General features: G+C 71.8%; 23 protein-coding genes and 1 pseudogene. 13 read left to right on the forward strand and 11 right to left on the reverse strand.

The window, feature by feature from the left end; all coding sequences use genetic code 11:
- Positions 1 to 44: 44 nt before the first annotated feature.
- Complete coding sequence (locus tag OTB16_RS02215) at positions 45 to 980, reverse strand: LysR family transcriptional regulator (RefSeq protein ID WP_267717900.1); 936 nt, start codon at positions 978 to 980, stop codon at positions 45 to 47.
- 214 nt (positions 981 to 1,194) lie between these two features.
- On the opposite strand from OTB16_RS02215, the gene snpA reads away from it, so the two are divergent.
- Entirely contained in the window at positions 1,195 to 1,851 is a 657-nt protein-coding gene (gene snpA / locus OTB16_RS02220; protein ID WP_267717901.1) for a snapalysin, read from the forward strand.
- 142 nt (positions 1,852 to 1,993) lie between these two features.
- On the opposite strand, the gene OTB16_RS02225 is transcribed toward snpA, so the two are convergent.
- From OTB16_RS02225 to OTB16_RS02240, 4 genes are all read right to left on the reverse strand, one after another.
- Positions 1,994 to 2,578 carry a dihydrofolate reductase family protein gene (locus tag OTB16_RS02225; protein WP_267717902.1) on the reverse strand — a complete coding sequence of 195 codons (585 nt, stop codon included), beginning with the start codon at positions 2,576 to 2,578 and terminating at the stop codon, positions 1,994 to 1,996.
- A gap of 151 nt (positions 2,579 to 2,729) precedes the next feature.
- Positions 2,730 to 3,323, reverse strand: coding sequence for a GNAT family N-acetyltransferase (locus tag OTB16_RS02230; RefSeq protein ID WP_267717903.1), 594 nt, complete (start codon positions 3,321 to 3,323; stop codon positions 2,730 to 2,732).
- A gap of 131 nt (positions 3,324 to 3,454) precedes the next feature.
- Positions 3,455 to 4,510, reverse strand: a complete 1,056-nt coding sequence (locus tag OTB16_RS02235; RefSeq protein WP_267718378.1) for a family 2 encapsulin nanocompartment cargo protein polyprenyl transferase — start codon at positions 4,508 to 4,510, stop codon at positions 3,455 to 3,457.
- Positions 4,501 to 5,907 carry a family 2B encapsulin nanocompartment shell protein gene (locus OTB16_RS02240; RefSeq protein ID WP_267717904.1) on the reverse strand — a complete coding sequence of 469 codons (1,407 nt, stop codon included), beginning with the start codon at positions 5,905 to 5,907 and terminating at the stop codon, positions 4,501 to 4,503. Before OTB16_RS02240 ends, OTB16_RS02235 begins: the two co-directional genes overlap by 10 nt.
- 223 nt (positions 5,908 to 6,130) lie before the next feature.
- Between OTB16_RS02240 and OTB16_RS02245 the strand changes: the two genes are divergently transcribed.
- The 3 genes from OTB16_RS02245 (at position 6,131) to OTB16_RS02255 (ending at position 8,750) form a co-directional block, all read left to right on the forward strand.
- A complete protein-coding gene (locus OTB16_RS02245; RefSeq protein ID WP_267717905.1) occupies positions 6,131 to 6,586 on the forward strand; it encodes an RrF2 family transcriptional regulator in 456 nt (151 codons plus the stop codon).
- A 198-nt stretch (positions 6,587 to 6,784) separates the two neighbouring features.
- Positions 6,785 to 7,981 carry a globin domain-containing protein gene (locus OTB16_RS02250; protein ID WP_267718379.1) on the forward strand — a complete coding sequence of 399 codons (1,197 nt, stop codon included), beginning with the start codon at positions 6,785 to 6,787 and terminating at the stop codon, positions 7,979 to 7,981.
- A 178-nt stretch (positions 7,982 to 8,159) separates the two neighbouring features.
- On the forward strand, positions 8,160 to 8,750 hold the full coding sequence (locus tag OTB16_RS02255) for an N-acetylmuramoyl-L-alanine amidase (RefSeq protein WP_267717906.1): 591 nt from the start codon (positions 8,160 to 8,162) through the stop codon (positions 8,748 to 8,750).
- Positions 8,751 to 8,771: 21 nt separating this feature from the next.
- Here the strand turns inward: OTB16_RS02255 and OTB16_RS02260 are convergent, their stop codons facing one another.
- Together OTB16_RS02260 and OTB16_RS02265 are read right to left on the reverse strand one after the other, a co-directional pair.
- Positions 8,772 to 9,242 (reverse strand): NUDIX hydrolase, encoded by a 471-nt coding sequence (locus OTB16_RS02260; protein WP_267717907.1) that lies wholly within the window; start codon positions 9,240 to 9,242, stop codon positions 8,772 to 8,774.
- Between the two features lie 4 nt (positions 9,243 to 9,246).
- The gene (locus OTB16_RS02265; protein ID WP_476470153.1) at positions 9,247 to 9,819 is read right to left on the reverse strand and encodes a transcriptional regulator; all 573 of its coding nucleotides are present in this window, start codon (positions 9,817 to 9,819) and stop codon (positions 9,247 to 9,249) included.
- Between OTB16_RS02265 and OTB16_RS39810 the strand changes: the two are divergent.
- Positions 9,775 to 9,891: pseudogene (locus tag OTB16_RS39810) on the forward strand (DUF7848 domain-containing protein); the annotation flags it as partial. The gene OTB16_RS02265 and the pseudogene OTB16_RS39810 sit on opposite strands and share 45 nt — an antisense overlap.
- A gap of 132 nt (positions 9,892 to 10,023) precedes the next feature.
- Positions 10,024 to 10,974 (forward strand): 1-aminocyclopropane-1-carboxylate deaminase/D-cysteine desulfhydrase, encoded by a 951-nt coding sequence (locus OTB16_RS02270; protein ID WP_267717910.1) that lies wholly within the window; start codon positions 10,024 to 10,026, stop codon positions 10,972 to 10,974.
- A gap of 22 nt (positions 10,975 to 10,996) precedes the next feature.
- On the opposite strand, the gene OTB16_RS02275 is transcribed toward OTB16_RS02270, so the two are convergent.
- The gene (locus OTB16_RS02275) at positions 10,997 to 12,580 is read right to left on the reverse strand and encodes a Na+/H+ antiporter (RefSeq protein WP_267717911.1); all 1,584 of its coding nucleotides are present in this window, start codon (positions 12,578 to 12,580) and stop codon (positions 10,997 to 10,999) included.
- A 65-nt stretch (positions 12,581 to 12,645) separates the two neighbouring features.
- On the opposite strand from OTB16_RS02275, the gene OTB16_RS02280 reads away from it, so the two are divergent.
- The 3 genes from OTB16_RS02280 (at position 12,646) to OTB16_RS02290 (ending at position 14,549) form a co-directional block, all read left to right on the forward strand.
- On the forward strand, positions 12,646 to 12,906 hold the full coding sequence (locus tag OTB16_RS02280; protein WP_267717912.1) for a UBP-type zinc finger domain-containing protein: 261 nt from the start codon (positions 12,646 to 12,648) through the stop codon (positions 12,904 to 12,906).
- A gap of 204 nt (positions 12,907 to 13,110) precedes the next feature.
- Positions 13,111 to 13,524 (forward strand): ATP-binding protein, encoded by a 414-nt coding sequence (locus OTB16_RS02285; protein WP_033218654.1) that lies wholly within the window; start codon positions 13,111 to 13,113, stop codon positions 13,522 to 13,524.
- Positions 13,525 to 13,541: 17 nt separating this feature from the next.
- Positions 13,542 to 14,549 (forward strand): RNA polymerase sigma factor SigF, encoded by a 1,008-nt coding sequence (locus OTB16_RS02290; protein WP_420717608.1) that lies wholly within the window; start codon positions 13,542 to 13,544, stop codon positions 14,547 to 14,549.
- Between the two features lie 37 nt (positions 14,550 to 14,586).
- Here OTB16_RS02290 and OTB16_RS02295 read toward each other — a convergent pair whose 3' ends face one another.
- A complete protein-coding gene (locus OTB16_RS02295) occupies positions 14,587 to 15,036 on the reverse strand; it encodes a hypothetical protein (RefSeq protein ID WP_267717914.1) in 450 nt (149 codons plus the stop codon).
- Positions 15,037 to 15,120: 84 nt separating this feature from the next.
- On the opposite strand from OTB16_RS02295, the gene OTB16_RS02300 reads away from it, so the two are divergent.
- Together OTB16_RS02300 and OTB16_RS02305 are read left to right on the forward strand one after the other, a co-directional pair.
- On the forward strand, positions 15,121 to 16,086 hold the full coding sequence (locus OTB16_RS02300) for a diacylglycerol/lipid kinase family protein (protein WP_267717915.1): 966 nt from the start codon (positions 15,121 to 15,123) through the stop codon (positions 16,084 to 16,086).
- 316 nt (positions 16,087 to 16,402) lie between these two features.
- Positions 16,403 to 16,660 carry a WhiB family transcriptional regulator gene (locus tag OTB16_RS02305; protein WP_003953983.1) on the forward strand — a complete coding sequence of 86 codons (258 nt, stop codon included), beginning with the start codon at positions 16,403 to 16,405 and terminating at the stop codon, positions 16,658 to 16,660.
- A 152-nt stretch (positions 16,661 to 16,812) separates the two neighbouring features.
- Here the strand turns inward: OTB16_RS02305 and OTB16_RS02310 are convergent, their stop codons facing one another.
- Both OTB16_RS02310 and OTB16_RS02315 read right to left on the reverse strand, forming a co-directional pair.
- Positions 16,813 to 18,282 (reverse strand): sensor histidine kinase, encoded by a 1,470-nt coding sequence (locus OTB16_RS02310; protein ID WP_267718380.1) that lies wholly within the window; start codon positions 18,280 to 18,282, stop codon positions 16,813 to 16,815.
- A gap of 374 nt (positions 18,283 to 18,656) precedes the next feature.
- Positions 18,657 to 19,253 carry a TetR/AcrR family transcriptional regulator gene (locus OTB16_RS02315; protein ID WP_267717989.1) on the reverse strand — a complete coding sequence of 199 codons (597 nt, stop codon included), beginning with the start codon at positions 19,251 to 19,253 and terminating at the stop codon, positions 18,657 to 18,659.
- An 84-nt stretch (positions 19,254 to 19,337) separates the two neighbouring features.
- Here OTB16_RS02315 and OTB16_RS02320 point away from each other — a divergent pair, with 84 nt between their 5' ends.
- Together OTB16_RS02320 and nagB are read left to right on the forward strand one after the other, a co-directional pair.
- Positions 19,338 to 20,099: an SDR family oxidoreductase gene (locus OTB16_RS02320; protein WP_267717991.1), complete on the forward strand. Its 762-nt coding sequence runs from the start codon at positions 19,338 to 19,340 to the stop codon at positions 20,097 to 20,099.
- Between the two features lie 140 nt (positions 20,100 to 20,239).
- On the forward strand, positions 20,240 to 21,025 hold the full coding sequence (gene nagB, locus OTB16_RS02325; RefSeq protein ID WP_267717993.1) for a glucosamine-6-phosphate deaminase: 786 nt from the start codon (positions 20,240 to 20,242) through the stop codon (positions 21,023 to 21,025).
- Positions 21,026 to 21,201: the final 176 nt, after the last annotated feature.

The raw sequence follows: 21,201 nt of genomic DNA on the forward strand, positions 1-21,201 counted from the left end.
CCCGGGCCGGCCGCCACCCGCGCCCGGTCCCCCGCGGTGAATCGTTACGCCACCTCCAGCAGCGGGCTGGCGTGGTGCCGCAGCCACGCCCGGTACGGCGGCGTCCGCATGGCCGCCTCGCGGTAGGCGGCCCGGAGGTCCGCGTAGACCTCCGCGTGCGCCCCCGGCGGGGTGGCCAGCAGCAGCCGTACGGCGAGGGGGTCCCCGCACAGCGGCCGGATCGCCATGTCGTCGCGCGGCCCGGAGGTCGGCTGGCACGGGGCCACCGCCTCGCCGGACACGATCAGCGAGGTGGCCGTGTGGTAATCGGCGTGCAGTACCGGCGGATCGAGCCCCGCCCCGGCGAAGACGCGGCGCAGCCCGTCCCACTCCCCGTCGACCGACGGATCGACCGTCCAGCGGTCGGCGGCCAGGTCCCGTAAGGACACCACCGACTGCCGCGCGGCCGGGTGGTCCCGCGACATCGACACGAACTGAGGCTCCCGCTCCATCAGCACGTGCACCTCCAGCCCGGGTGGCATCCGCAGCGGGCTGCCCTCGACCTCGTGCACGAACGCCACGTCGAGCTGCCCCGAACCCACCATCCGCAGAAGGGCGTTGGCCGAGACGTCCACCACCAGCGAGGTCTCCGTGTCCGGCAGCCTCCGGTGCAGCCGTCGCAGCCACCCCGGCAGTGCCCGGCTGGCCGTGGAGCCGATCCGCAGCCTCGGCCCGTGCGCCAGTGCGTGCGCCTCCGCCACCAGGGCGGCCATCTCGGCCAGCAGCGGACGCGCCCGGCCCAGGACGGTGCGCCCGAACGGCGTGGGCCGGCATCCGGTCCGCTCGCGCAGGAACAGCTCTCCGTCCAGGGCCCGTTCGATCCGGCGCAGCTGGGTCGTCAGGGAGGGCTGGCTCACGCCGAGCTGCCGGGCCGCCTTGTGCAGGCTTCCGGCGTCGGCGATGGCGCACAGGGCGCGCAGGTGCCTGACCTCAAGCTCCATGCCCCGAGAGTAGGCCGGGCCGGGTAGACCGCACCAGCCGCCGATAGCCCCCCGAATCCCGCCATTCTTAACCCTGTTGGGCAACCGAAAACTCCCCGATAGGGCCGGGCTATCGGGGAGTGACATCATCCCCCGGCCCCTTCCGCTCCCCCAGACTCCGGTACCGAACGACCCACCCCCCACAGCACCACCGGACGAGTAGGAGCTCCCCCACATGCGCCACTCCCGTAAGGCCATGCTGTCCGCCGGCATCGGCCTCGGCCTCGCCGCCACCCTCGGCGGCGTCGCCCCCGCGGCCGCCGCGCCCGCCCCCGTCGGCAACTCCGCCACCTTCGCCGCGTACGAGCGTTCCCAGGAGAACCAGGCCGCCACCAAGGCGTTCTTCGAGGCCGTGCAGCGCTCGGTCACCGAACAGCGCGCCGCGAACCCGGGCGCCCTCGCCGTGACCGTCACGTACAACACCCGCAGCGCGCCCAGCTTCCGTACGCAGATAGCCAGTTCCACCCGGATCTGGAACAGCTCGGTGACGAACGTGAAGCTCCAGGAGGTGTCCTCCGGCGGGAACTTCTCCTACCGCGAGGGCAACGACTCCCGCGGCTCGTACGCGAGCACGGACGGCCACGGCCGCGGCTACATCTTCCTGGACTACCGGCAGAACCAGCAGTACAACTCCACCCGCGTGACGTCGCACGAGACCGGGCACGTGCTGGGTCTTCCGGACCGCTACTCCGGCCCGTGCAGCGAGCTGATGTCGGGCGGCGGCCCGGGCACGTCGTGCCAGAACGCCACCCCGAACGCGACCGAGCGCGCCCGCGTGAACCAGCTGTGGGCGAACGGCCTGGTCGCCTCGGGTCTGGACGCGAAGGGCTAGTCCCCGTCGGCCCGGCCGGCCGGTCCCCCGGCCGTCCGGGCCTCTCCCCGCCGCCCTGCCCGCCGCCTGCCGCCGCCCTGCCCGCCACCCTGCCCGCAGACCGGCGCCCCACGGCAGGCCTGTTCCGCGCGGTCCGGCGGGGTCAGCGCATGACGTCGTACGAGGTGACGACCTGGCCGCCGCCGAGGGCGGTACAGCCGGTCAGCTCCAGCGGACGCACCCCAAAGCCCGCCCGGGACATCGGCATGCCGGTCCCCACGGCGACCGGGTACGTCTTGACGATGTACTCGTCGATCTCGTCGGCCAGCTGCGCCGCGAGGTCGGCGCCGCCGCAGAGCCAGATGCCGAGGCCTTCGCGCGCCTTGAGCCCGCGGACCGCCGCGGCCACGTCCCCGCCGATCACCTTGACCGCGGGGTCGGGCGCCGCGGTCAGGGACCGCGAGACGACGTACTGCTCGCGCAGGTGGCCGTAGGGGCTGGTGACGCCGGCCTTCAGGCCCGGCTCGTAGGTTCGGCGGCCCATGAGGACGGTGTCGAAGCGCTTCGGGGCCAGGTCCTCGATCCCGAGCTGCCTGCGGCCCGGGGAGGAGATCGTCTCCGGGTACTCGGCCGTCAGGTGGCCGATGAACTCCGGGTCCAGGAAGGCGTAGAGGAAGTCGCCGTCGCCGTCGGGCGCACCGATGAAGCCGTCGACCGTCGTGGCGATGAAGTACGTGAGCTTGCGCAAGCGGGTCTCTTCCGTCGGACAGTGCCGCCGCACCGGGGCACGCCAGGTAAACTACTTCACTTGCAGTGGTTCGCCAAGCCCTTTTGCGCCCCGCCCCGTTCGCGGCCCTCGTTCGCGGCCCCCGTTCACCCCCGCCCCTCGCCCCCGTGTCTCACCCCCGCGGCTTGCGCCACATCGGCCACATCAGGGGCCCGTCGGGCAGCCGGACCGCCTCGCCGGTCAGCTCCCAGCCCAGGCGTTCGTACAGGCGCATGCTGCGCTCGCTGCTCGCCTCCAGGTACGCCGGCACGCCCTCGCGGTCGCAGCGTTCCAGCACCGGGCGGATCAGCTCGCCGCCCAGCCCCTCGCCCTGGCGGCCCGGGGCGACGGCGATCATCAGCAGGTACTCGTGCTCCTCGGACGTCGGGTGCACCGCGCCCGTGAGCCGGCCCACCAGCTCGCACCGCTCGTTGTCCGGGTCGGCCACCGCCCGCATCTTCGCCGGGATCTCGTCCTCCCCCTCCGGCTCGCCCGCCGGGATCCGCAGCCACAGGGCGGCGGCGGAGCCGTCCGCCGCGTAGTCGATCCGGCCCTCGGCCAGCGCCACGTCGACGAAGACGCCGAGGAACTTCGCGTGCACCGCGGCCCGGTGCGCCGGGTCCGGGAAGACCCAGCTGCTCACCGGGTCGGTACGGAAGGCCTCATCGAGGAGGCGCGCCACCGCGTCCCGGTCCGACTGCTCCGCTTGACGTATCTCCAGTACCACTGGTCACACCCTTCGCCCGAGCTCAACAACCTTGGGCGATCCTAGAGTTGGCCCCCACATGCGGAAAGGCCTGTTCCGGCACCATCCGGTGCCGGAACAGGCCTCTCCCCCGAAGCCGCTTCCCCACGGGGTCAGCGCGTACGGCGCGTGACGAACTCCGCCAGCGCCAGCAGCCCGTCGGCCGCCCCCAGGTCCGGAACCGCCCGGGACAGCTGCTGCACCGCCCGGCCCATCCGGTCGGCGGCGTGCGCCTGCGCCCAGTCGCGCCCACCCGCCCGGTCGACCGCGGCGGCCGCCCTGTGCACGTCGTCCCCGGTCATGGGACCCGCGTACAGGGCGGCCAGCTCCTCCCCCGCCGCGGTGCCCGAGGTGAGGGCGGCCACGACCGGGAGGGACTTCTTGCGGGCGATGAGATCGGCCCCGGCGGGCTTGCCGGTGTGCCCCGGGTCCCCCCAGATGCCGATCAGGTCGTCGATCAGCTGGAAGGCCAGCCCGGCCTCCCGGCCGAAGGCATCCATGGCGTCGACCTCGTCCGGCCCGGCCCCCGCGTACAGCGCGCCCAGCGCGCACGCGCAGCCCAGCAGGGCGCCGGTCTTGGCCGTGGCCATGGTCAGGCACTCGTCGAGCGAGACGTGCGGCCGCTGCTCGAAGGCACAGTCCGCCTGCTGGCCGGCGCACAGTTCGATGACGCAGGACGCGAGCCGGGCCGATGCCGCCGCCGAGGCCGGGTGCGGGTCCTCGGCGAGCAGCCGCAGCGCGAGCGCCATCATCGCGTCGCCCGCGATGATGGCGTCCGGTGTCCCGAAGACGGTCCAGGCCGTGGCCCGGCCGCGGCGCCGGACGTCCTTGTCGATGACGTCGTCGTGCAGCAGTGTGAAGTTGTGCGCCAGCTCCACGGCGACCGCCGCCCGTACGGCGTCGTCCGCCTCTCCGCCCAGGCCCCGCAGGGCCTGGGCGGAGGCCAGCACCAGCGCGGGCCGGATGGCCTTGCCGGCGTTGCCCGCGGCCGGGGTGCCGTCCGCGTGCTCCCAGCCGAAGTGGTACATCGCCACGCGCCGCATCGCGCCGGGCAGGCCCTCGATGGTCCGGCGCAGTTCCGGGTTGACCGTTTCTCTCGCCCGATCCAGGAGGACCGCGGCCTCCTGGCCCTCGCCGGTCGCGACGGCGTTCACCGCGCTCAGCGCCAGCGGCCGATCTCGACGTTCTCCAGCACGCCGAGCGCGTCCGGGACGAGCACCGCGGCGGAGAAGTAGGCGGTGACCAGGTACGAGATGATCGCCTGCTCGCTGATCCCCATGAAGCGGACCGACGTGCTCGGCTCGATCTCGTCCGGGATGCCCGGCTGGTGCAGGCCGACCACGCCCTGCTCGTCCTCGCCCGTACGCATGCACAGGATCGAGGTGGTGCGGGCGTCGCTGATCGGGATCTTGTTGCTCGGGAACATCGGCACCCCGCGCCAGGCCGGCACCCGGTTGCCGCCGATGTCCACCGACTCCGGGTACAGGCCGCGCCGGTTGCACTCGCGGCCGAAGGCGGCGATGGCCTTGGGGTGCGCGAGGAAGAACTTGGAGCCGCGCCGCATGCTGAGCAGCTGGTCCATGTCGTCGGGGCCGGGGGCGCCGTCGTGCGGCTGGATGCGCTGGTCGTAGTCGGCGTTGTGGAGCAGGCCGAAGTCGCGGTTGTTGAGCATCTCGTGCTCCTGGCGCTCGCGCAGCGCCTCGACCGTGAGCCGCAACTGCTGCTCGGTCTGGTTCATCGGCTGGTTGTACAGGTCGGCGACGCGCGTGTGGACCCGCAGAACCGTTTGGGCGATGGAGAGCTCGTACTCGCGCGGGTGGGCGTCGTAGTCCACGAACGTGCCGGGGAGGACGGCCTCGCCCTGGTGGCCGGCCGAGAGGTCGATCGCGGCCTCGCCGTACTTGTTGGTCCGCTGCGCGGGCTGCGTCCGTACGTCGTCGACGTGCGCGCGCAGCGAGTCGACCCGGTCGGCGAGGAGCTGAAAGTCCTGCCGGGACAGAACGAGCGCGGTGCCGGAGGTCGCGGCGCGGGCGGTGTACTCCCAGATGGCCTCCTCGTCGACGAGGGAGTCCTCGCCGAAGTAGGCGCCGTCGGCGACGGTCCGCAGGACGGCATCCTCGCCGTAGGGGCCCGGGCCGACCTGGTCGATGCGGCCGTGGGCGAGCAGGAACACCCGGTCGGAGGCGTTGCCGAAGGAGGTCAGCTCCTGGCCGGCCTCGAAGTCGATCTGCTGGCAGCGCTGGGCGAGTTCGCCCAGCACGTCGAGGTCCTCGTAGTCGCGCAGCAGCGGGAGCTCGCCGAGCTCGGCGGGAATGACCTGGACCTGGGTCCCGGTCTTGATGAACTCGACGCGTCCGTCACCGACCGAGTAGCTCAGGCGGCGGTTGACGCGGTACGTGCCGCCCTGCACCGACACCCACGGGAGCATCTTGAGGAGCCACCGCGAGGTGATCTCCTGCATCTGCGGCGCGGACTTGGTCGTGGTTGCCAAGTTCCGCGCGGCCGATGTCCCAAGACTGCGCTGCGGTGCCTGGGTCTCGGATTCGGAACCTGCCTGGACCGACATGTATTTCCCTTTCGATCACTCCATGGATCTGCGGGATGCAGCCTTCCGTACGGAACGTGGTGAGACCATTACACAAAAGGGTGGGACTACTCCGTCCGAGTGCGGGGCACCCTCTCGGGCTCAACTCTTCACCCCCCGCCCCGGAATCCCACGGTTTCAGCCACGACCGCTCCGACCGTTCTTTTAATTTGCACACGAGATGCAACTTATCTACGGTGGACCCATGAGGCTGACCCGGTTCACCGATCTGGCACTGCGCGTCCTGATGCGCCTGGCCGTCACGGACGCGGACCTCCCGACCACCCGGGACGTGGCGGCGACCATGGAGGTCCCGTACACCCACACCGCCAAGGTGGTGGCCAGACTGCAGCACCTCGGCCTGGTCGAGGCGCGTCGCGGCCGCGGCGGCGGGCTCGCCCTGACCCCCGCCGGCCGCACGGCCTCGGTGGGCGGGCTGGTGCGGGAGCTGGAGGGCGCGGGCGACGTCGTGGAGTGCGAGGGGAGCACCCCGTGCCCGCTCCGGAGCGCGTGCATCCTGCGCGGCGCGCTGCGCCGGGCCCAGGAGGCGTTCTTCGCCTCGCTGGACCCGCTGACGATGAACGAGCTGGTGGCGGCCCCGACCGGCCCGGTCCTGCTGGGGATTTCGGGAGGTTCCGGGCCCCGGACGGGCGGACCCTGACCCGGGGGGCGGATGGCCGGTTTCCACCGGGGACGGATCCACCCGTACCGCACCGCGCGGCCGACGGGAACAGAAGTCCGAATCCCCGGAGGGGCCTGCGGGTCCCACACCTCACGCCCGCCCCACGCCTCACACCCGCGCCCACCCTTCACGCCCAAAAATATGCATCTGCTATACCAATTAACCGAGGAGCACGCCATGCTGTCCGAGAAGTCGACCGCGACCGTACGCGCCACCCTGCCCACCGTCGGGGCGGCGATCGGCGACATCACGGAGCTCTTCTACACGAAGCTGTTCGCGGCCCACCCGGAACTCCTGCGCGACCTCTTCAACCGCGGCAACCAGGCCGCCGGCCTCCAGAAGCAGGCCCTCGCGGGCTCGATCGCCGCCTTCGCGACGCACCTCGTCGCGCATCCCGACCAGCGCCCCGACGTGATGCTGAACCGCATCGCCCACAAGCACGCTTCCCTCGGCGTGACCCGCGAGCAGTACCCGGTCGTCCACGAGCACCTCTTCGCGGCGATCGCCGAGGTGCTCGGGGACGCCGTCACCCCCGAGGTCGCCGCGGCCTGGGACGAGGTCTACTGGCTGATGGCGAACGCCCTCGCCGCCATCGAGGAGCGGCTCTACGCAGGCAGTCAGGTCGCCGCGGGCGACGTCTGGCGGGAGTGGACGGTCACCGGCCGGACCGAGGAGACCGCGGACTGCGCCACCTTCCGCATCGCCCCCGCGGACGGCGCCCCGGCGCCCGCGCACCTGCCCGGCCAGTACGTCTCCGTACAGGTCGAACTCCCGGACGGCGCACGCCAGATCCGCCAGTACAGCCTGCACGGCGACCCCGGCTCACAGACCCGGGCGATCACCGTCAAGCGGGTCCACGGCCCCGCCGCGGGCGGACCCGACGGCGAGGTCTCCCACCACCTGCACGCCCGCGTCCGCGCCGGCGACACCCTGCGCGTGTCCGCCCCGTACGGCGACCTGGTCCTGCGGGACTCCGCCGGCCCGGTGCTGCTCGCCTCCGCCGGCATCGGCTGCACCCCGATGCTCTCGCTGCTGGAGCACCTCGCCGACACCGGGCACACCGCCCCCGTCACCGTCCTGCACGCAGACCGCAGTCCGGCCGACCACCCGCTGCGCGACGACCACCGGGCACTGACCCACAAGCTGACCGACTCCTCGGCCCGCTTCTGGTACGAGGAGTCGGCCGGGCCGGACGACGGCGAAGGCCGCCTGGACCTCGACGGCGTCCCGGTCGCGGCCGGCACCACGGCCTACCTCTGCGGGCCGCTCCCCTTCATGCGGTCGGTGCGCGAGCAGCTGCTCGCCAAGGGCGTCGCGGCCGCCGACATCCACTACGAGGTGTTCGGCCCCGACCTGTGGCTCGCCTCCGCCTGACCCCCGGGGACGCGCGGAGGCACCCGGACACGCACGGGGAGCCGATCCGGACGGTGGCCGGATCGGCTCGCACACCGTACGAAGGCCCTAGCCGCGGACGGAACACCTCCGCTAAACCGGAGGGTGACGGGATGAACACAGAGGGTGGGCATTCCGCACCGCAAGGAAGGAGGCGGCCATGGCCGCACCCATGTCCGCGGACCGATTCCTCACAGTCCTGCGCGCCGAGGGCCTGACCGTCGTCGAGGTCGGCGCCTGGCGCACCCACAACCGCAACCACAAGGGCCCCTGGGGGCCGGTGCACGGCGTGATGGTCCACCACACCGTCACCCGCGGCACCGCGTCCACCGTCCGGCTCTGCCGCGAAGGCCGCTCCGACCTCCCCGGCCCGCTCTGCCACGGCGTGATCGCCAAGGACGGCCGGGTCCACCTCGTCGGCTACGGCCGCGCCAACCACGCGGGCTCCGGCGACTCCGACGTCCTGGCGGCGGTGATCGCGGAGAAGCGCCTTCCTGCCGACCACGACGCGAACACCGACGGGAACCGCCACTTCTACGGCTTCGAGTGCGAGAACCTCGGCGACGGCCAGGACCCCTGGCCGGCGGTCCAGCTCGACGCCATCGCCCGCACGGCGGCGGCCATCTGCCGCTTCCACGGCTGGACGGCCCGCTCGGTCATCGGCCACCTGGAATGGCAACCGGGCAAGGTCGACCCCAGAGGCTTCACCATGTCCGCGATGCGCACCCGCGTCGCGGAACGCCTGAAGTAGCCCCCGGAACCGGCCACCCCCTCACCCGAGGTACGGCACGGAACGGCGCTCCAGGAAGTGGTGGAGACGAAGGCGCTGCGTGTGGTGCATGGGCAGCGCGTCGAGATCGGCCGGCGCCACGAAGCGCAGTGCCGTGCTCTCCTCGGACAACGACAGCTCACCGCCCGTGATCCGGGCGGTGAAGCAGACGTTGAACTGTCGCCTGATCTCGGCGTCGCTGTACTCGATGATGTGCCGGGGGTCCGTGTACGTGCCGACCAGTCCCGTGATCTCCACGTCGAGCCCGGTCTCCTCCTTGACCTCGCGGACAGCCGTGCCGGGCAGTGAGTCGCCCAGGTCCATCCCTCCGCCGGGCAGCGCCCACAGGTCGTTGTCCGTGCGCCGTTGCAGCAGGATGCGGTCCTCGCCGTCGGTGATCACCGCCGAGGCGGCCACGACCATGCTGTTCGGCTCCGGCGCGTGAGGATCGTCGTAATACTCGGTCCGGGCCATCCGGTCATGCCTCCACAGGGTGGGCTGTCTCCCACACGGCATCGAAGCTGTCCGCGTAGGTGTCGAACATGCCGCCGGATTCGTGGCGGCGAAGGTGCCACACGGGCGCACCGTACGCGTTCACACCCCAGGCGTGGGCATTGACCAACACCTGATCATCAGCCCGGTACAAGCTGTTGTAGAGCGTCGTGCCGTGTGTCCGAAGCTCGATGCCCGGCACGCTCGCCAACGGCCGGTAGTGCAAGAGAGCGAGGCGACAGCGGGACTCGATGCCGTGCCCGAACTTCTCTTCCTGTCCTCGCTGCTGGACGTTCTCACTGTCCGCGTCGCCGACTGCGATGCGTACCGCGCACCCGTCGGCAGCACGCTCCCGCAGGAGATCGTTCAGCCGGGGATACGCCTCGTGCAAGAACACCGCCGCGTAGACCAGGACGTCGATGCGCTCGCGCGCCACCGCGAGGAGATCGCCCCGGAAGGCGGGGTGACCTACGAGGCGTTCTGCGTCGCCGACGGCTGTGGAGCCGAGTCCGGCGCTCACGAAGAACAGGCGGACGCGCAGGACTTGGCGCTCCGGCACACCGGGCGGACCGGGCACGACCTGTTCAGGCGGGTGTTCACGGATCACGCGCGCGTCACCCGCGAGACGTAGACCCCGGCCCGCTGGGCGACGGCGATCAGGACAGTCCAGCGCGCCGGCTTCGGCCCCGCTCACACCACCCGAATGGTGTGAGCGGGGCTCTGACGTGCGACGGCACGGGCAGGAGCGGCCCACAATGGACGGGTGAATCGCCCCGCGAACGTTGACGTGCTCTTGCAGCCACGCCCACCGTCCCCAGTGCAGGAGATCCGCGACGAGCGGTTCGACCGGCACGGCGTGCGATTGCTGCTGAAGCGGGACGACCTGATCCACAGCACCATCGCGTGGGACACGGACGTACTTGGACCAGTGGACCTGTACCCTCCCGGCAACAAGTGGCGCAAGCTCGCGCCCAATCTGCGGGCGGCGCTGGCGGCCGGGTGCGGGTCCCTGGTGACCTTCGGCGGGGCCTACTCGAACCACCTGCGCGCCACCGCGGCCGCCGGGCGGCTGCTGGGGCTGGAGACCGTCGGCGTCGTACGCGGCGACGAACTCGCCGCCCGGCCGCTGAACGACTCCCTCGCCCGCTGCGCGGCGGACGGCATGCGGCTGCACTTCGCCTCCCGCGCCGACTACCGGCGCAAGGCCGAACCCCCGACGCAGGCCCGCCTGCTGGACGCGGCCGGAGCCACCGGCGCGTACGTGATCCCCGAGGGCGGCAGCAACGCCCTCGCCCTCCGGGGCTGCGCGGAGCTCGGCCGCGAGCTCCGGGGCGCGGCGGACGTGGTCGCGGTGGCCTGCGGTACCGGCGGCACGCTCGCGGGCCTGGCCGCCGGGCTGGCGCCCGGGCAGCGGGCGCTGGGCGTACCGGTCCTGGCGGGCGGCTTCCTGGAGGCGGAGATACGTTCCCTCCAGGAGGGCGCCTTCGGCGCCCAGGCCGGCGACTGGACCCTGGCCGAGGACTTCCACCACGGCGGCTACGCCCGCGTACCGGCCGCCCTGGAGGCCTTCGCCGCCGACTTCGGGACCCGCCACGGGGTACCCGTCGAACGGGTCTACGTGGCCAAGCTCCTCTGGGCCCTGACGGAGCTCACCGCCGCCGGCGCCTTCGCCCCCGGCACCACCCTGGCCGCGGTGGTCACCGGCCGACCCTAGACGCTCCAGGGGGTGTCGGGCCTCACCCCGCCTCCTCGCGGTAGGCCGCCGCCTCCTCCAGGTCCAGGCGGCGCAGCAGTACCCGGAGCATCTCGTCGTCGATGCGGCGCTGGTCGCGCAGGGCCACGAACACCTCCCGCTCGGCCTCGATCATGTCCCGGGCGAGGCGCCGGTAGACGTCGTCCGCCGACTCGCCCGTCTCCGCGTTGACCTCGCCGAGCCGCTCCCACACCGCGTTGCGGCGCCGTTCCAGGACCGTACGCAGCCGGTCGGCCAGCGGCGGCGGCAGGGTCTGGTTCTCCGGTTCCTCCAGCAGCTCCCGCAGCCGTTCCTCCGCCGCCCGCGAGGCCTCGCTCTGCGCCTGCGCCTCCGCCAGCGTCTCCGCGTGCAGGTCCCGGGGCGGCAGCCGCAGCAGCCGGATCAGCGGCGGCAGCGTCAGCCCCTGCACGACCAGCGTGCCGATGACCGTGGTGAATGTCAGGAAGAGGATGAGGTTGCGGTGCGGGACGCCCAGCGGGATGGAGAACGCGATGGCCAGGGAGACCACGCCGCGCATCCCCGCCCAGCCCACGATCAGCGGCGCCTTCCAGGTGGTGTCCGGCTCCCGCCTGCGCACCCGCTCCGACAGCCACCTCGGGAGGAACGTCGCCGGGAACACCCACACGAAGCGCGCCACGACCACCGCGAGGAACACGAAGAGCGCGTACCCGACCAGGGCCGGGCCCTCGTACTCGCCGAGGCCCTTGAGGACCACCGGCAGCTGGAGTCCGATCAGCGCGAAGACCACCGATTCCAGGACGAAGGAGATCACCTTCCACACCGCCTCCTCCTGGAGCCGGGTGGCGAAGTCGACCTGCCAGTTCCGGTGGCCGAGGTACAGGGCCACCACGACCACCGCGAGGACCCCGGACGCGTGGACCCGCTCGGCCGCCGCGTACGCCACGAAGGGGATCAGCAGCGAGAGGGTGTTCTGCAGCAGCGGCTCCTTGAGCCGGGTGCGGAGGTGGTGGATCGGGACCATCAGCAGCAGCCCGACGCCGACCCCGCCCACCGAGGCCAGCAGGAACTCGGCGATGCCGCCCGCCCAGCCGGCGCTCACTCCGACCGCCGCGGCGAGTGCCACCTTGTAGGCGGTGATGGCGGTGGCGTCGTTGACGAGGGACTCGCCCTGGAGGATGGTCGTGATCCGGTGCGGCAGCCCGAGTTTGCGCGCGATGGCGGTGGCGGCGACGGCGTCCGGCGGGGCGATGACCGCGCCGAGCACCAGTGCCACCGGCAGCGACAGGCCCGGGACCAGCAGGTAGGCCGCGTAGCCGACGGCGAGCGTCGCGAAGAGCACGTACCCGACCGAGAGCAGCCCGATGGGCCGGATGTTCGCCCTCAGGTCCAGGTACGAGCTGTCCACGGCGGCCGTGTGCAGCAGCGGCGGGAGCAGCAGCGGCAGCACGATGTGCGGGTCCAGGACGTACGCCGGTACGCCCGGAACGTACGCGGCGACCAGTCCGGCGGCGACCAGCAGCAGCGGCGCCGGAACCGGGGTCCGGCGGGCCAGACCCGCCACGACCGCACTACCGGCGACCAGCGCCACCAGCGGCAATACCTCCATGGAAGATCCATCCTCATCCGTCGCGATCCGTCGCGCGCGCCCGCCCTGGTCGTACGCTGGCCATCATGAGCGAGTGCACCCACGTTGCCGAACTGCCGCGCCCCGAGCCCATCCCCTCTGCCCAGACCTGCCCCGAATGTCTGGCGGTCGGCAGCCATCCCGTGCAGTTGCGGATGTGTCTCGGGTGCGGCCACGTGGCTTGTTGCGATTCCTCCCCGTTCCGGCACGCCTCGGCGCACCACCGGGAGAGCGGGCATCCCGTGATGCGGAGCTTCGAACCGGGCGAGACGTGGCGCTGGTGTTTTGTCGACGGTTCGATCGTCTGAGGTGGGGTAGGTCAACCCTCCGCCGGTTCCCCCGATTTGACCCCGCAGACCCCTAGCCACTGTGCGTACCCATGGGCTTACCATCAGTCACTGGACGTGCAGGAGGGTGCTCTCAGCGGGCGCCGCGAGGGGTGCCGCGACACGATCGCCCGGATCGCGATAGCGTCACCGGCGAACAGAGCTCGTACCACCTTGGAGGTGAGGGTGTCCCAGATCGCAGGCGAGCCCGGGACCCAGGACTTCGTGGAAGTCCGGCTGCCCGCTGCGGGTGCCTACCTGTCGGTGCTGCGAACGGCCACGGCCGGCCTCGCGGCACGTTTGGACTTCACCCTCGACGAGATCGAGGACCTCCGCATCGCGGTGGACGAAGCCTGCGCGATCCTGCTCCAGCAGGCCGTGCCCGGCTCCGTCCTCAGCTGCGTCTTCCGGCTGATCGACGATTCGCTGGAAGTGACCGTTTCGGCACCCACGACGGACGGGCGCGCTCCCGAGCGCGACACGTTCGCGTGGACGGTCCTGTCGGCCCTGGCCGGCAAGGTCGAGGCCACGGTCGAGGAGAACAAGACAGTGAGCATCAGCCTCTACAAACAACGCGGCGCGGGACCAGGACCGGCGTGAGCGGCGGGGAGATCCCGGTGCGGGGCGGGGATCGGCCCCGGGTACGACACGAGGTCGACGGCGGCATCCCGGAACAGCAGCACGCCCGGCCGCACCCGGCTGAGACGGATGCGGAAGACGGCTTTTTGGACTCGGCGGAGCGACGGGCGGGCCCTATGAGCGACAACCAGCACGAAGAACCACAGCCATCACAGCCACCCGAGGCCGCTGCCACGGCCCCGGAGGCCCCTCCGGCACCGGTGTTCCACACGACACCGGCTCTGCCGGACCCGCGCGACCGCAGCGGCGCGCGGGCCCTGTTCATCGAACTGCGGGCGCTGCCCGACGGGTCGGTGGAGAAGGCGGAGCTGCGCAACCGCCTGGTGCGGATGCACCTGCCGCTGGTCGAGCACCTCGCGCGGCGCTTCCGCAACCGCGGTGAGCCGCTCGACGACCTGACGCAGGTGGCGACGATCGGCCTGATCAAGTCGGTGGACCGGTTCGACCCGGACCGCGGCGTCGAGTTCTCCACGTACGCCACGCCCACGGTGGTCGGCGAGATCAAGCGCCACTTCCGTGACAAGGGCTGGGCGGTACGGGTGCCGCGGCGCCTGCAGGAGCTGCGGCTCTCGCTGACGACCGCCACGGCCGAGCTGTCGCAGCAGCACGGCCGCTCCCCCACGGTGCACGAACTGGCCGAGCGGCTGGGGATCTCCGAGGAGGAGGTGCTGGAGGGACTGGAATCGGCCAATGCCTACAGCACGCTCTCCCTGGACGTCCCGGACACCGACGACGAGTCGCCGGCGGTCGCGGACACCCTGGGCTCGGAGGACGAGGCGCTGGAGGGGGTCGAGTACCGGGAGTCCCTCAAGCCCCTGCTGGAGGGGCTGCCGCCGAGGGAGAAGCGGATCCTGCTGCTGCGGTTCTTCGGCAACATGACCCAGTCGCAGATCGCCCTGGAGGTCGGCATCTCCCAGATGCACGTCTCCCGGCTGCTGGCCCGCACCCTGGCCCAGCTGCGGGAGAAGCTCCTCGTCGAGGAGTGACGCGCGCCACCGGTGTCGTACGGGTTGGCCGTACGGGTTATCGGGCCTCTTCCCGGGGCCCGATTCCGAGGGCCCGCGTGGCCGTCGGGTTCACCAGCAGCGCGACGACGGCCACGGCGGCCACCGCCAGGGCGGCCGCGGCGGCGACCATCGCGCCGCCGGCGCCGTAGAGGGTCCAGGCCACCGGGAACGCCAGCAGCTGGGTGATCAGTGCCGGGCCGCGGCTCCAGCGGCGGCCCAGCCGCAGCCCGCGGGCCGCGACCAGCGGCAGCGCGGCGAGGGCGAGCAGGGTGATCCCGCCCGTCTCGGCCTGCTGCGGGGAGTCGGGGTCGCCCGCGATGCCCACGAACAGCATGTAGACGCCGAGGCCCGCCAGGGCCAGGCCCTCCGCGGCGGTGAGCGCGGCGGCGGCGGTCAGCCGGCCGGGCGGCGCGGGGGTCTCGGCGGCGGTGGTGGCGGGGGCGCTCTGGGGCTGCTTCGTACTCACCCCAGCAGCGTAGCGGCGTGCCCGCGGGCCCGGAGGGGACGGCCAGTAGGGTCGGCATATGAAGGGGTGGGTAGTCTGGCGCTCATGCGTGCACTTCTCGTGGCCAACCCAGCAGCGACGACGACCAGTGCGCGCACGCGTGACGTCCTGACCCACGCCCTGGCCAGCGAGATGAAGCTGGAGGCGGTGACGACCGAGTACCGGGGTCACGCCCGGGACCTGGGCCGCAGGGCGGCCGAAAGCGGCTTGGACCTCGTCGTCGCCCTGGGCGGCGACGGCACGGTCAACGAGGTCGTCAACGGGCTCCTGCACAACGGGCCCGACCCGGAGCGGCTGCCCCGGCTGGCGGTGGTCCCCGGCGGTTCCACCAACGTGTTCGCCCGCGCCCTCGGGCTGCCCAACGACGCGGTCGAGGCGACCGGCGCCCTGCTGGACGCGCTGCGCGAGCAGCGCGAGCGGACGGTGGGCCTGGGCCTGGCGGCCGGCACCCCGGGCACCGAGGACGAGTCCGTCCCTGCGCGCTGGTTCACGTTCTGCGCGGGCTTCGGCTTCGACGCGGGCGTCGTGGGCCGGGTCGAGCAGCAGCGGGAGCGGGGCAAGCGTTCGACGCACGCCCTGTACGTACGACAGCTGCTGCGCCAGTACCTGGAGGAACCGAACCGGCGGCACGGCACGGTCACCCTGGAGCGCCCCGGCGCGGCTCCGGTGCCGGACCTGGTGCTGTCGATAGTGTGCAACACCTCCCCGTGGACGTATCTGGGCAATCGTCCGCTTTACGCCTCACCGGAGGCGTCGTTCGATACCGCGCTTGACGTATTGGCACTCAATCGTTTGTCAACTCCGGCGGTCGCCCGGTACGCCACGCAGCTCCTGACCTCGACTCCTGAGAGGGGTCCGCACGGCAAGCACGCGGTGTCTCTGCACGATCTGACGGACTTCACCTTGCAATCCAAGGTGCCACTTCCGTTCCAGATGGACGGAGACCACCTCGGCCTGCGGACCAGCGTTCAGTTCACAGGCGTACGCCGCGCACTGCGTGTGATTGTGTGAGTAGAAGGGCCGAAAGTCCTTTCACTCGAACGTTTACACGCCAGTCCACCCCTAGGAACTAGGGCTGTGACCTAGTAGACACCGACGAATCAAAAAAAACTTTCCGGAAGGGGTTGTATCCCCGTCCGAGGTTTGCGAATCTCTACATGGCGGTTGGGACAGCCCGCACAACCCGGCACCCACACAGACCGCCAGAACCCCTCCACGAATCCTTGACTCCGGGCAACCGGGCGGTCGACCTTCCCTCACGGGGGGATTCGTGAAAGCGTTCACATTCACAAGCAACCTGTTCGCAATACAAGGAGATGGAGCAGCCATGGACTGGCGTCACAACGCCGTTTGTCGTGAGGAAGACCCGGAACTCTTCTTCCCCATCGGCAACACCGGTCCTGCGCTGCTGCAGATCGAGGAAGCCAAGGCCGTCTGCCGCCGCTGCCCCGTCATGGAGCAGTGCCTGCAGTGGGCACTCGAGTCCGGTCAGGACTCCGGTGTCTGGGGCGGTCTGAGCGAGGACGAGCGCCGCGCGATGAAGCGCCGCGCCGCTCGCAACCGGGCGCGCAACGCAAGCGCCTGACAACGACTTTCGAGCCTCGACGCGCAGCGCGTAGTACCTGCCACAAGCGCTTAGCAACGTGCTCTTGAGCCCCGGACCGGGAAGATTCGGTCCGGGGCTCAGTGCTGTCCGGGGCGCGGGCCGAGCCGTCACCCTGAGTGACGCTCCCGCGGCTACTTCTGCGGGCTGGACGGTATGTCGAGCACGACCTTGGTGCCGCGCGGCTCGGCCCGGAGCATGTCGAACGTGCCGCCGAGCTCCCCCTCCACCAGGGTCCGTACGATCTGGAGCCCGAGGTTGCCGGCCCGCTGGGGGTCGAACCCCTCGGGCAGGCCGCAACCGTCGTCGAGCACCGTGATCAGCAGCCGCCCGTCCGTGCGGCCCACGCCGGTACGGGTCGCGGACACCTCCACGGTGCCGCCCTCCCCCTGGGTGAAGGCGTGTTCCAGGGCGTTCTGCACGACCTCGGCCAGCACCATCGACAGCGGGGTGGCGACCTCCGCGTCCAGGATGCCGAACCGCCCGGTGCGCCGGCAGTCGACCCGGCCCGGGGAGATCTCCGAGACCATGGCGATGACCCGGTCGGCGATCTCGTCGAACTCCACCCGCTCGTCCAGGTTCTGAGACAGCGTCTCGTGCACGATCGCGATCGAACCGACGCGGCGCACCGCCTCGTTGAGCGCTTCGCGGCCTTGCGGCGAATCCATGCGGCGGGCCTGGAGCCGCAAGAGCGCGGCCACGGTCTGGAGGTTGTTCTTCACCCGGTGGTGGATCTCCCGGATGGTCGCGTCCTTGGTGATCAATTCGCGTTCGCGACGCCGCAGTTCCGTGACGTCGCGGCAGAGCACCAGCGAGCCGATGCGGGTGCCCTTCGGCTTCAGCGGGATCGCGCGCAGCTGGATGACCCCGCCGTTGCCCTCGACCTCGGTCTCCCGGGGCGCCCAGCCGCTGGCGAGTTTGACCAGGGCCTCGTCGACGGGGCCGCGGGAGGGGGCCAGTTCGGTGGTCGTGTCGCCGAGGTGCTGGCCGACGAGGTCGGAGGCGAGGCCGAGCCGGTGGTAGGCGGACAGGGCGTTCGGGGACGCGTAGGTCACCACGCCGTCGATGTCGACGCGGATCAGGCCGTCGCCGACCCGGGGGGAGGCGTCCATGTCGACCTGCTGGCCGGGGAACGGGAAGGAGCCCGCCGCGATCATCTGGGCCAGGTCGGAGGCGGACTGGAGGTAGGTCAGCTCCAGCCGGCTCGGTGTACGCACGGTGAGCAGGTTGGTGTTGCGCGCGATGACGCCCAGCACCCGCCCCTCGCGGCGCACCGGGATCGACTCGACACGGACCGGTACCTCCTCACGCCACTCCGGGTCGCCCTCGCGCACGATCCGGCCCTCGTCGAGCGCGGCGTCGAGCAGCGGGCGGCGGCCGCGCGGCACCAGGTGGCCGACCATGTCGTCCTGGTACGAGGTCGGACCGGTGTTCGGGCGCATCTGGGCGACCGAGACGTACCGGGAGCCGTCGAGGGTGGGAACCCACAGCACGAGGTCGGCGAAGGACAGGTCGGAGAGCAGTTGCCACTCCGAGACCAGCAGGTGGAGCCACTCCAGGTCGGTTTCACTGAGAGCGGTGTGCTGGCGTACGAGGTCGTTCATGGAGGGCACGTGGCGAGCGTACCCCGGGTATCGCCGATGACTTTCCCCACGGGATCACGCAGGAGTACCCAGGAGAGGGCCCGGCGGCGTAGTGTTGGAGGAAGTGACGGGATTTCGGGTGCCGTCATTGGATGGACAGAACAGAATGGTCTAGTCCACAATTGACTTAAGCTTCCGCCCTCCCCGCACAGGAGGACGGATCGAGGTAAGCCGCGCGCTCTGCCCTGACCGCGCAGGCTCCTCCCACCGGCCGCCGGGAACCGCACACCCGACGGCCGTAAGTACTCCGGGCTACGGTGCCGGATGGGCTGAGGGTCCCGTCCTGCACCGTGGCCCAGAGGAACCCCGGCAAGACCGTCGGCGCCATCGCCGCGCTACTCCTCGGGCCAGGCCCGCAGCGCCAGTGCCGCCACCGCCTCCAGCTCCTCCCGGGTAGCCCCGTCGCGCGACTGCTGGGACATCCCCTGGAGGACGGCTCCCGCGTAGCGGGCCAGCGCCCGCGCGTCCGTGTCCGCGGGGAGGACTCCGGTGGCCACATCGGCCCGGATACGGCTCTCGAACATCGCCAGGCTGGCGTCGCGCCGCTCGCGCAGAGCCTGCGCGACCTCGTCGGAAGTGGTGTTGACCGCCGCGCTGATCACCATGCAGCCGGGCGGGTGGGCCGGGTCGGTGTAGACCTCGGCGGCCTCGTGCAGGACCCGTCCGACGGCCGCGCGGGCGGTGGGCTCCTCGGCGAGCGCCACGGCCGCGAAGTCCGCGTACCGGCTGCCGTAGACCACCACGACCTCGTCGAAGAGCTTGCGCTTGTCCCCGAAGGCCGCGTAGAGGCTGGGCGCGCCGATGCCCAGGGCCCGGGTCAGGTCGGCGATGGACGTCGCCTCGTAGCCGCGGTCCCAGAAGGCGAGCATCGCCTTGTCGAGGGCGGCGTCGCGGTCGAAGGAGCGGGGCCTGCCGCGCTGTCCGGTCACCATGCGCTGATTCTATAGCGGCCGCTAGGGAATCTGGTACGTTCCTTTCTGTAGCGACCACTCAAGATTACTGAAGGGGGGCGCGCCATGGGCGTGCTCAAGGGGAAGACGGCACTGGTCACGGGCGGCAGCCGGGGCATCGGGCGGGCGGTCGCCCGGCGCCTCGCACGGGACGGGGCGCTGGTGGCCGTGCACTACGGGCACGACGCGGCGGCGGCGCGGGAGACGGTGGAGCTGATCGAGGCGGCCGGCGGGCGGGCGTTCGCGGTCCGGGCGGTGCTCGGGGTGCCGGGGGACGCGCGGGCACTCTGGGCGGCGTACGAGGCCCATCCCGCGCACACCGACGGGGTCGACATCCTGGTGAACAACGCGGGGGCGGCCACCTTCGCGGGCATCGAGGAGACCGACGAGGAGGCGTACGACCAGATCCACGCGCTGAACGCCAAGGCCTCGTTCTTCGTGATCAAGCACGGGCTGGACCGGCTGCGCGACGGGGGCCGGATCGTGAACGTCACCGGCACGCCCGACATCGCCCTGCCCGCGATCCTGGCCACCGTCATGGCCAAGGGCGCGGTGAACGCCCTGACCCGGTCCCTGTCCGCGGCCCTCGCCCCGCGCGCGATCACCGTGAACTCGGTGGGCCCGGGCATCACCGAGACCGACCTGAACGCGGCCTGGCTGGCGGATCCGGCGGCCCGGGCCCACGCGGCCTCCCGCTCGGTCTTCGACCGCGTCGGCACCGTGGAGGAGGTCGCCGACGTGGTGGCGTTCCTCGCCTCTCCGGACTCCCGCTGGATGACGGGCCAGCACCTGGACGCGACCGGCGGCCTCCAGCTGGCGCTGCTCTAGACGACGGGACTCCGGGAGGCCGCGGCCGGACTTCCGGACCACCATGGGAGGAGTGCGCGGAGCCGGACACGGGGGGCCCAGCTCTGCTAGATTGGTCTATACCACAACACGCCCACACCTCTCAGATCGGCAGGCCCCGCGTGGAAGTTGTCATCGTCCCGGACGCCAAGGCAGGCGGCGAGCTCATCGCGGAGGCCATGGCCGCACTGGTCCGCCGCAAGCCCGACGCCCTGCTCGGCGTGGCGACCGGCTCCACCCCGCTGCCGATCTACGAGGCCCTCGCGGCCCAGGTCACGGCGGGCCGGGTGGACGCCTCCCAGGCCCGGATCTGCCAGCTCGACGAGTACGTGGGCCTGCCGGCCGGGCACCCCGAGTCCTACCGCGCCGTCGTCCTGCGCGAGGTCGTGGAGCCGCTCGGCCTGTCCGAGTCCTCCTTCATCGGCCCGGACGGCTCCGCCGAGGACATCGTCGGGGCCTGCGAGGCCTACGACCGGGCCCTGGCGGCGGCCGGCGGCGTCGACCTCCAGCTGCTGGGCATCGGCACCGACGGGCACATCGGCTTCAACGAGCCGTGCTCCTCGCTGGCCTCCCGCACCCGCATCAAGACGCTGACGGAGCAGACCCGCGTGGACAACGCGCGCTTCTTCGACAACGACATAGACCAGGTGCCGCACCACGTCATCACCCAGGGCATCGGCACCATCCTCGACGCCCGCCACCTGGTGCTGCTGGCCACCGGCGAGGGCAAGGCCGAGGCCGTCGCGCAGACGGTGGAGGGCCCGCTCTCCGCGCTGGTCCCGGCCTCCGCGCTGCAGCTGCACCGGCACGCCACCGTCGTCGTGGACGAGGCCGCCGCCTCGAAGCTGAAGCTGGCGGACTACTTCCGCCACACGTACGCGAACAAGCCCTCCTGGCAGGGCCTGTAGCCCGTACGGCGCCCAAGGGCCGGGCCCCCCGCCAGGGGACGCCCGGCCCTTTCGCGTCCCCTGGGGGCCTTGCGCGTCCCCTGGCGGGCCTTGGGCGTCCCCCGACGGCCCTTCCCGTCCCCCAACGGGCCGCGGACGCCTCCCGCGCCCCGCGCGGAGAGCGGCGAAGCCGGGCA

Origin of the sequence: Streptomyces antarcticus (genome assembly GCF_026627255.1) — a bacterium.
Classification (GTDB): Bacteria; Actinomycetota; Actinomycetes; order Streptomycetales; family Streptomycetaceae; genus Streptomyces; species Streptomyces antarcticus.

Excerpts from the sequence above, each read along its gene's own strand:
- OTB16_RS02215 (WP_267717900.1), bottom strand. The coding sequence starts at position 980 with ATGGAGCTTGAGGTCAGGCACCTGCGCGCCCTGTGCGCCATCGCCGAC.
- OTB16_RS02250 (WP_267718379.1), top strand. The coding sequence starts at position 6,785 with ATGCTGTCCGAGAAGTCGACCGCGACCGTACGCGCCACCCTGCCCACC.
- OTB16_RS02245 (WP_267717905.1), top strand. The coding sequence starts at position 6,131 with ATGAGGCTGACCCGGTTCACCGATCTGGCACTGCGCGTCCTGATGCGC.
- OTB16_RS02300 (WP_267717915.1), top strand. The coding sequence starts at position 15,121 with ATGCGTGCACTTCTCGTGGCCAACCCAGCAGCGACGACGACCAGTGCG.
- OTB16_RS02315 (WP_267717989.1), bottom strand. The coding sequence starts at position 19,253 with ATGGTGACCGGACAGCGCGGCAGGCCCCGCTCCTTCGACCGCGACGCC.
- OTB16_RS02305 (WP_003953983.1), top strand. The coding sequence starts at position 16,403 with ATGGACTGGCGTCACAACGCCGTTTGTCGTGAGGAAGACCCGGAACTC.
- OTB16_RS02240 (WP_267717904.1), bottom strand. The coding sequence starts at position 5,907 with ATGTCGGTCCAGGCAGGTTCCGAATCCGAGACCCAGGCACCGCAGCGC.
- OTB16_RS02275 (WP_267717911.1), bottom strand. The coding sequence starts at position 12,580 with ATGGAGGTATTGCCGCTGGTGGCGCTGGTCGCCGGTAGTGCGGTCGTG.
- OTB16_RS02260 (WP_267717907.1), bottom strand. The coding sequence starts at position 9,242 with ATGGCCCGGACCGAGTATTACGACGATCCTCACGCGCCGGAGCCGAAC.
- OTB16_RS02320 (WP_267717991.1), top strand. The coding sequence starts at position 19,338 with ATGGGCGTGCTCAAGGGGAAGACGGCACTGGTCACGGGCGGCAGCCGG.
- OTB16_RS02280 (WP_267717912.1), top strand. The coding sequence starts at position 12,646 with ATGAGCGAGTGCACCCACGTTGCCGAACTGCCGCGCCCCGAGCCCATC.
- snpA (WP_267717901.1), top strand. The coding sequence starts at position 1,195 with ATGCGCCACTCCCGTAAGGCCATGCTGTCCGCCGGCATCGGCCTCGGC.
- OTB16_RS02310 (WP_267718380.1), bottom strand. The coding sequence starts at position 18,282 with ATGAACGACCTCGTACGCCAGCACACCGCTCTCAGTGAAACCGACCTG.
- OTB16_RS02255 (WP_267717906.1), top strand. The coding sequence starts at position 8,160 with ATGGCCGCACCCATGTCCGCGGACCGATTCCTCACAGTCCTGCGCGCC.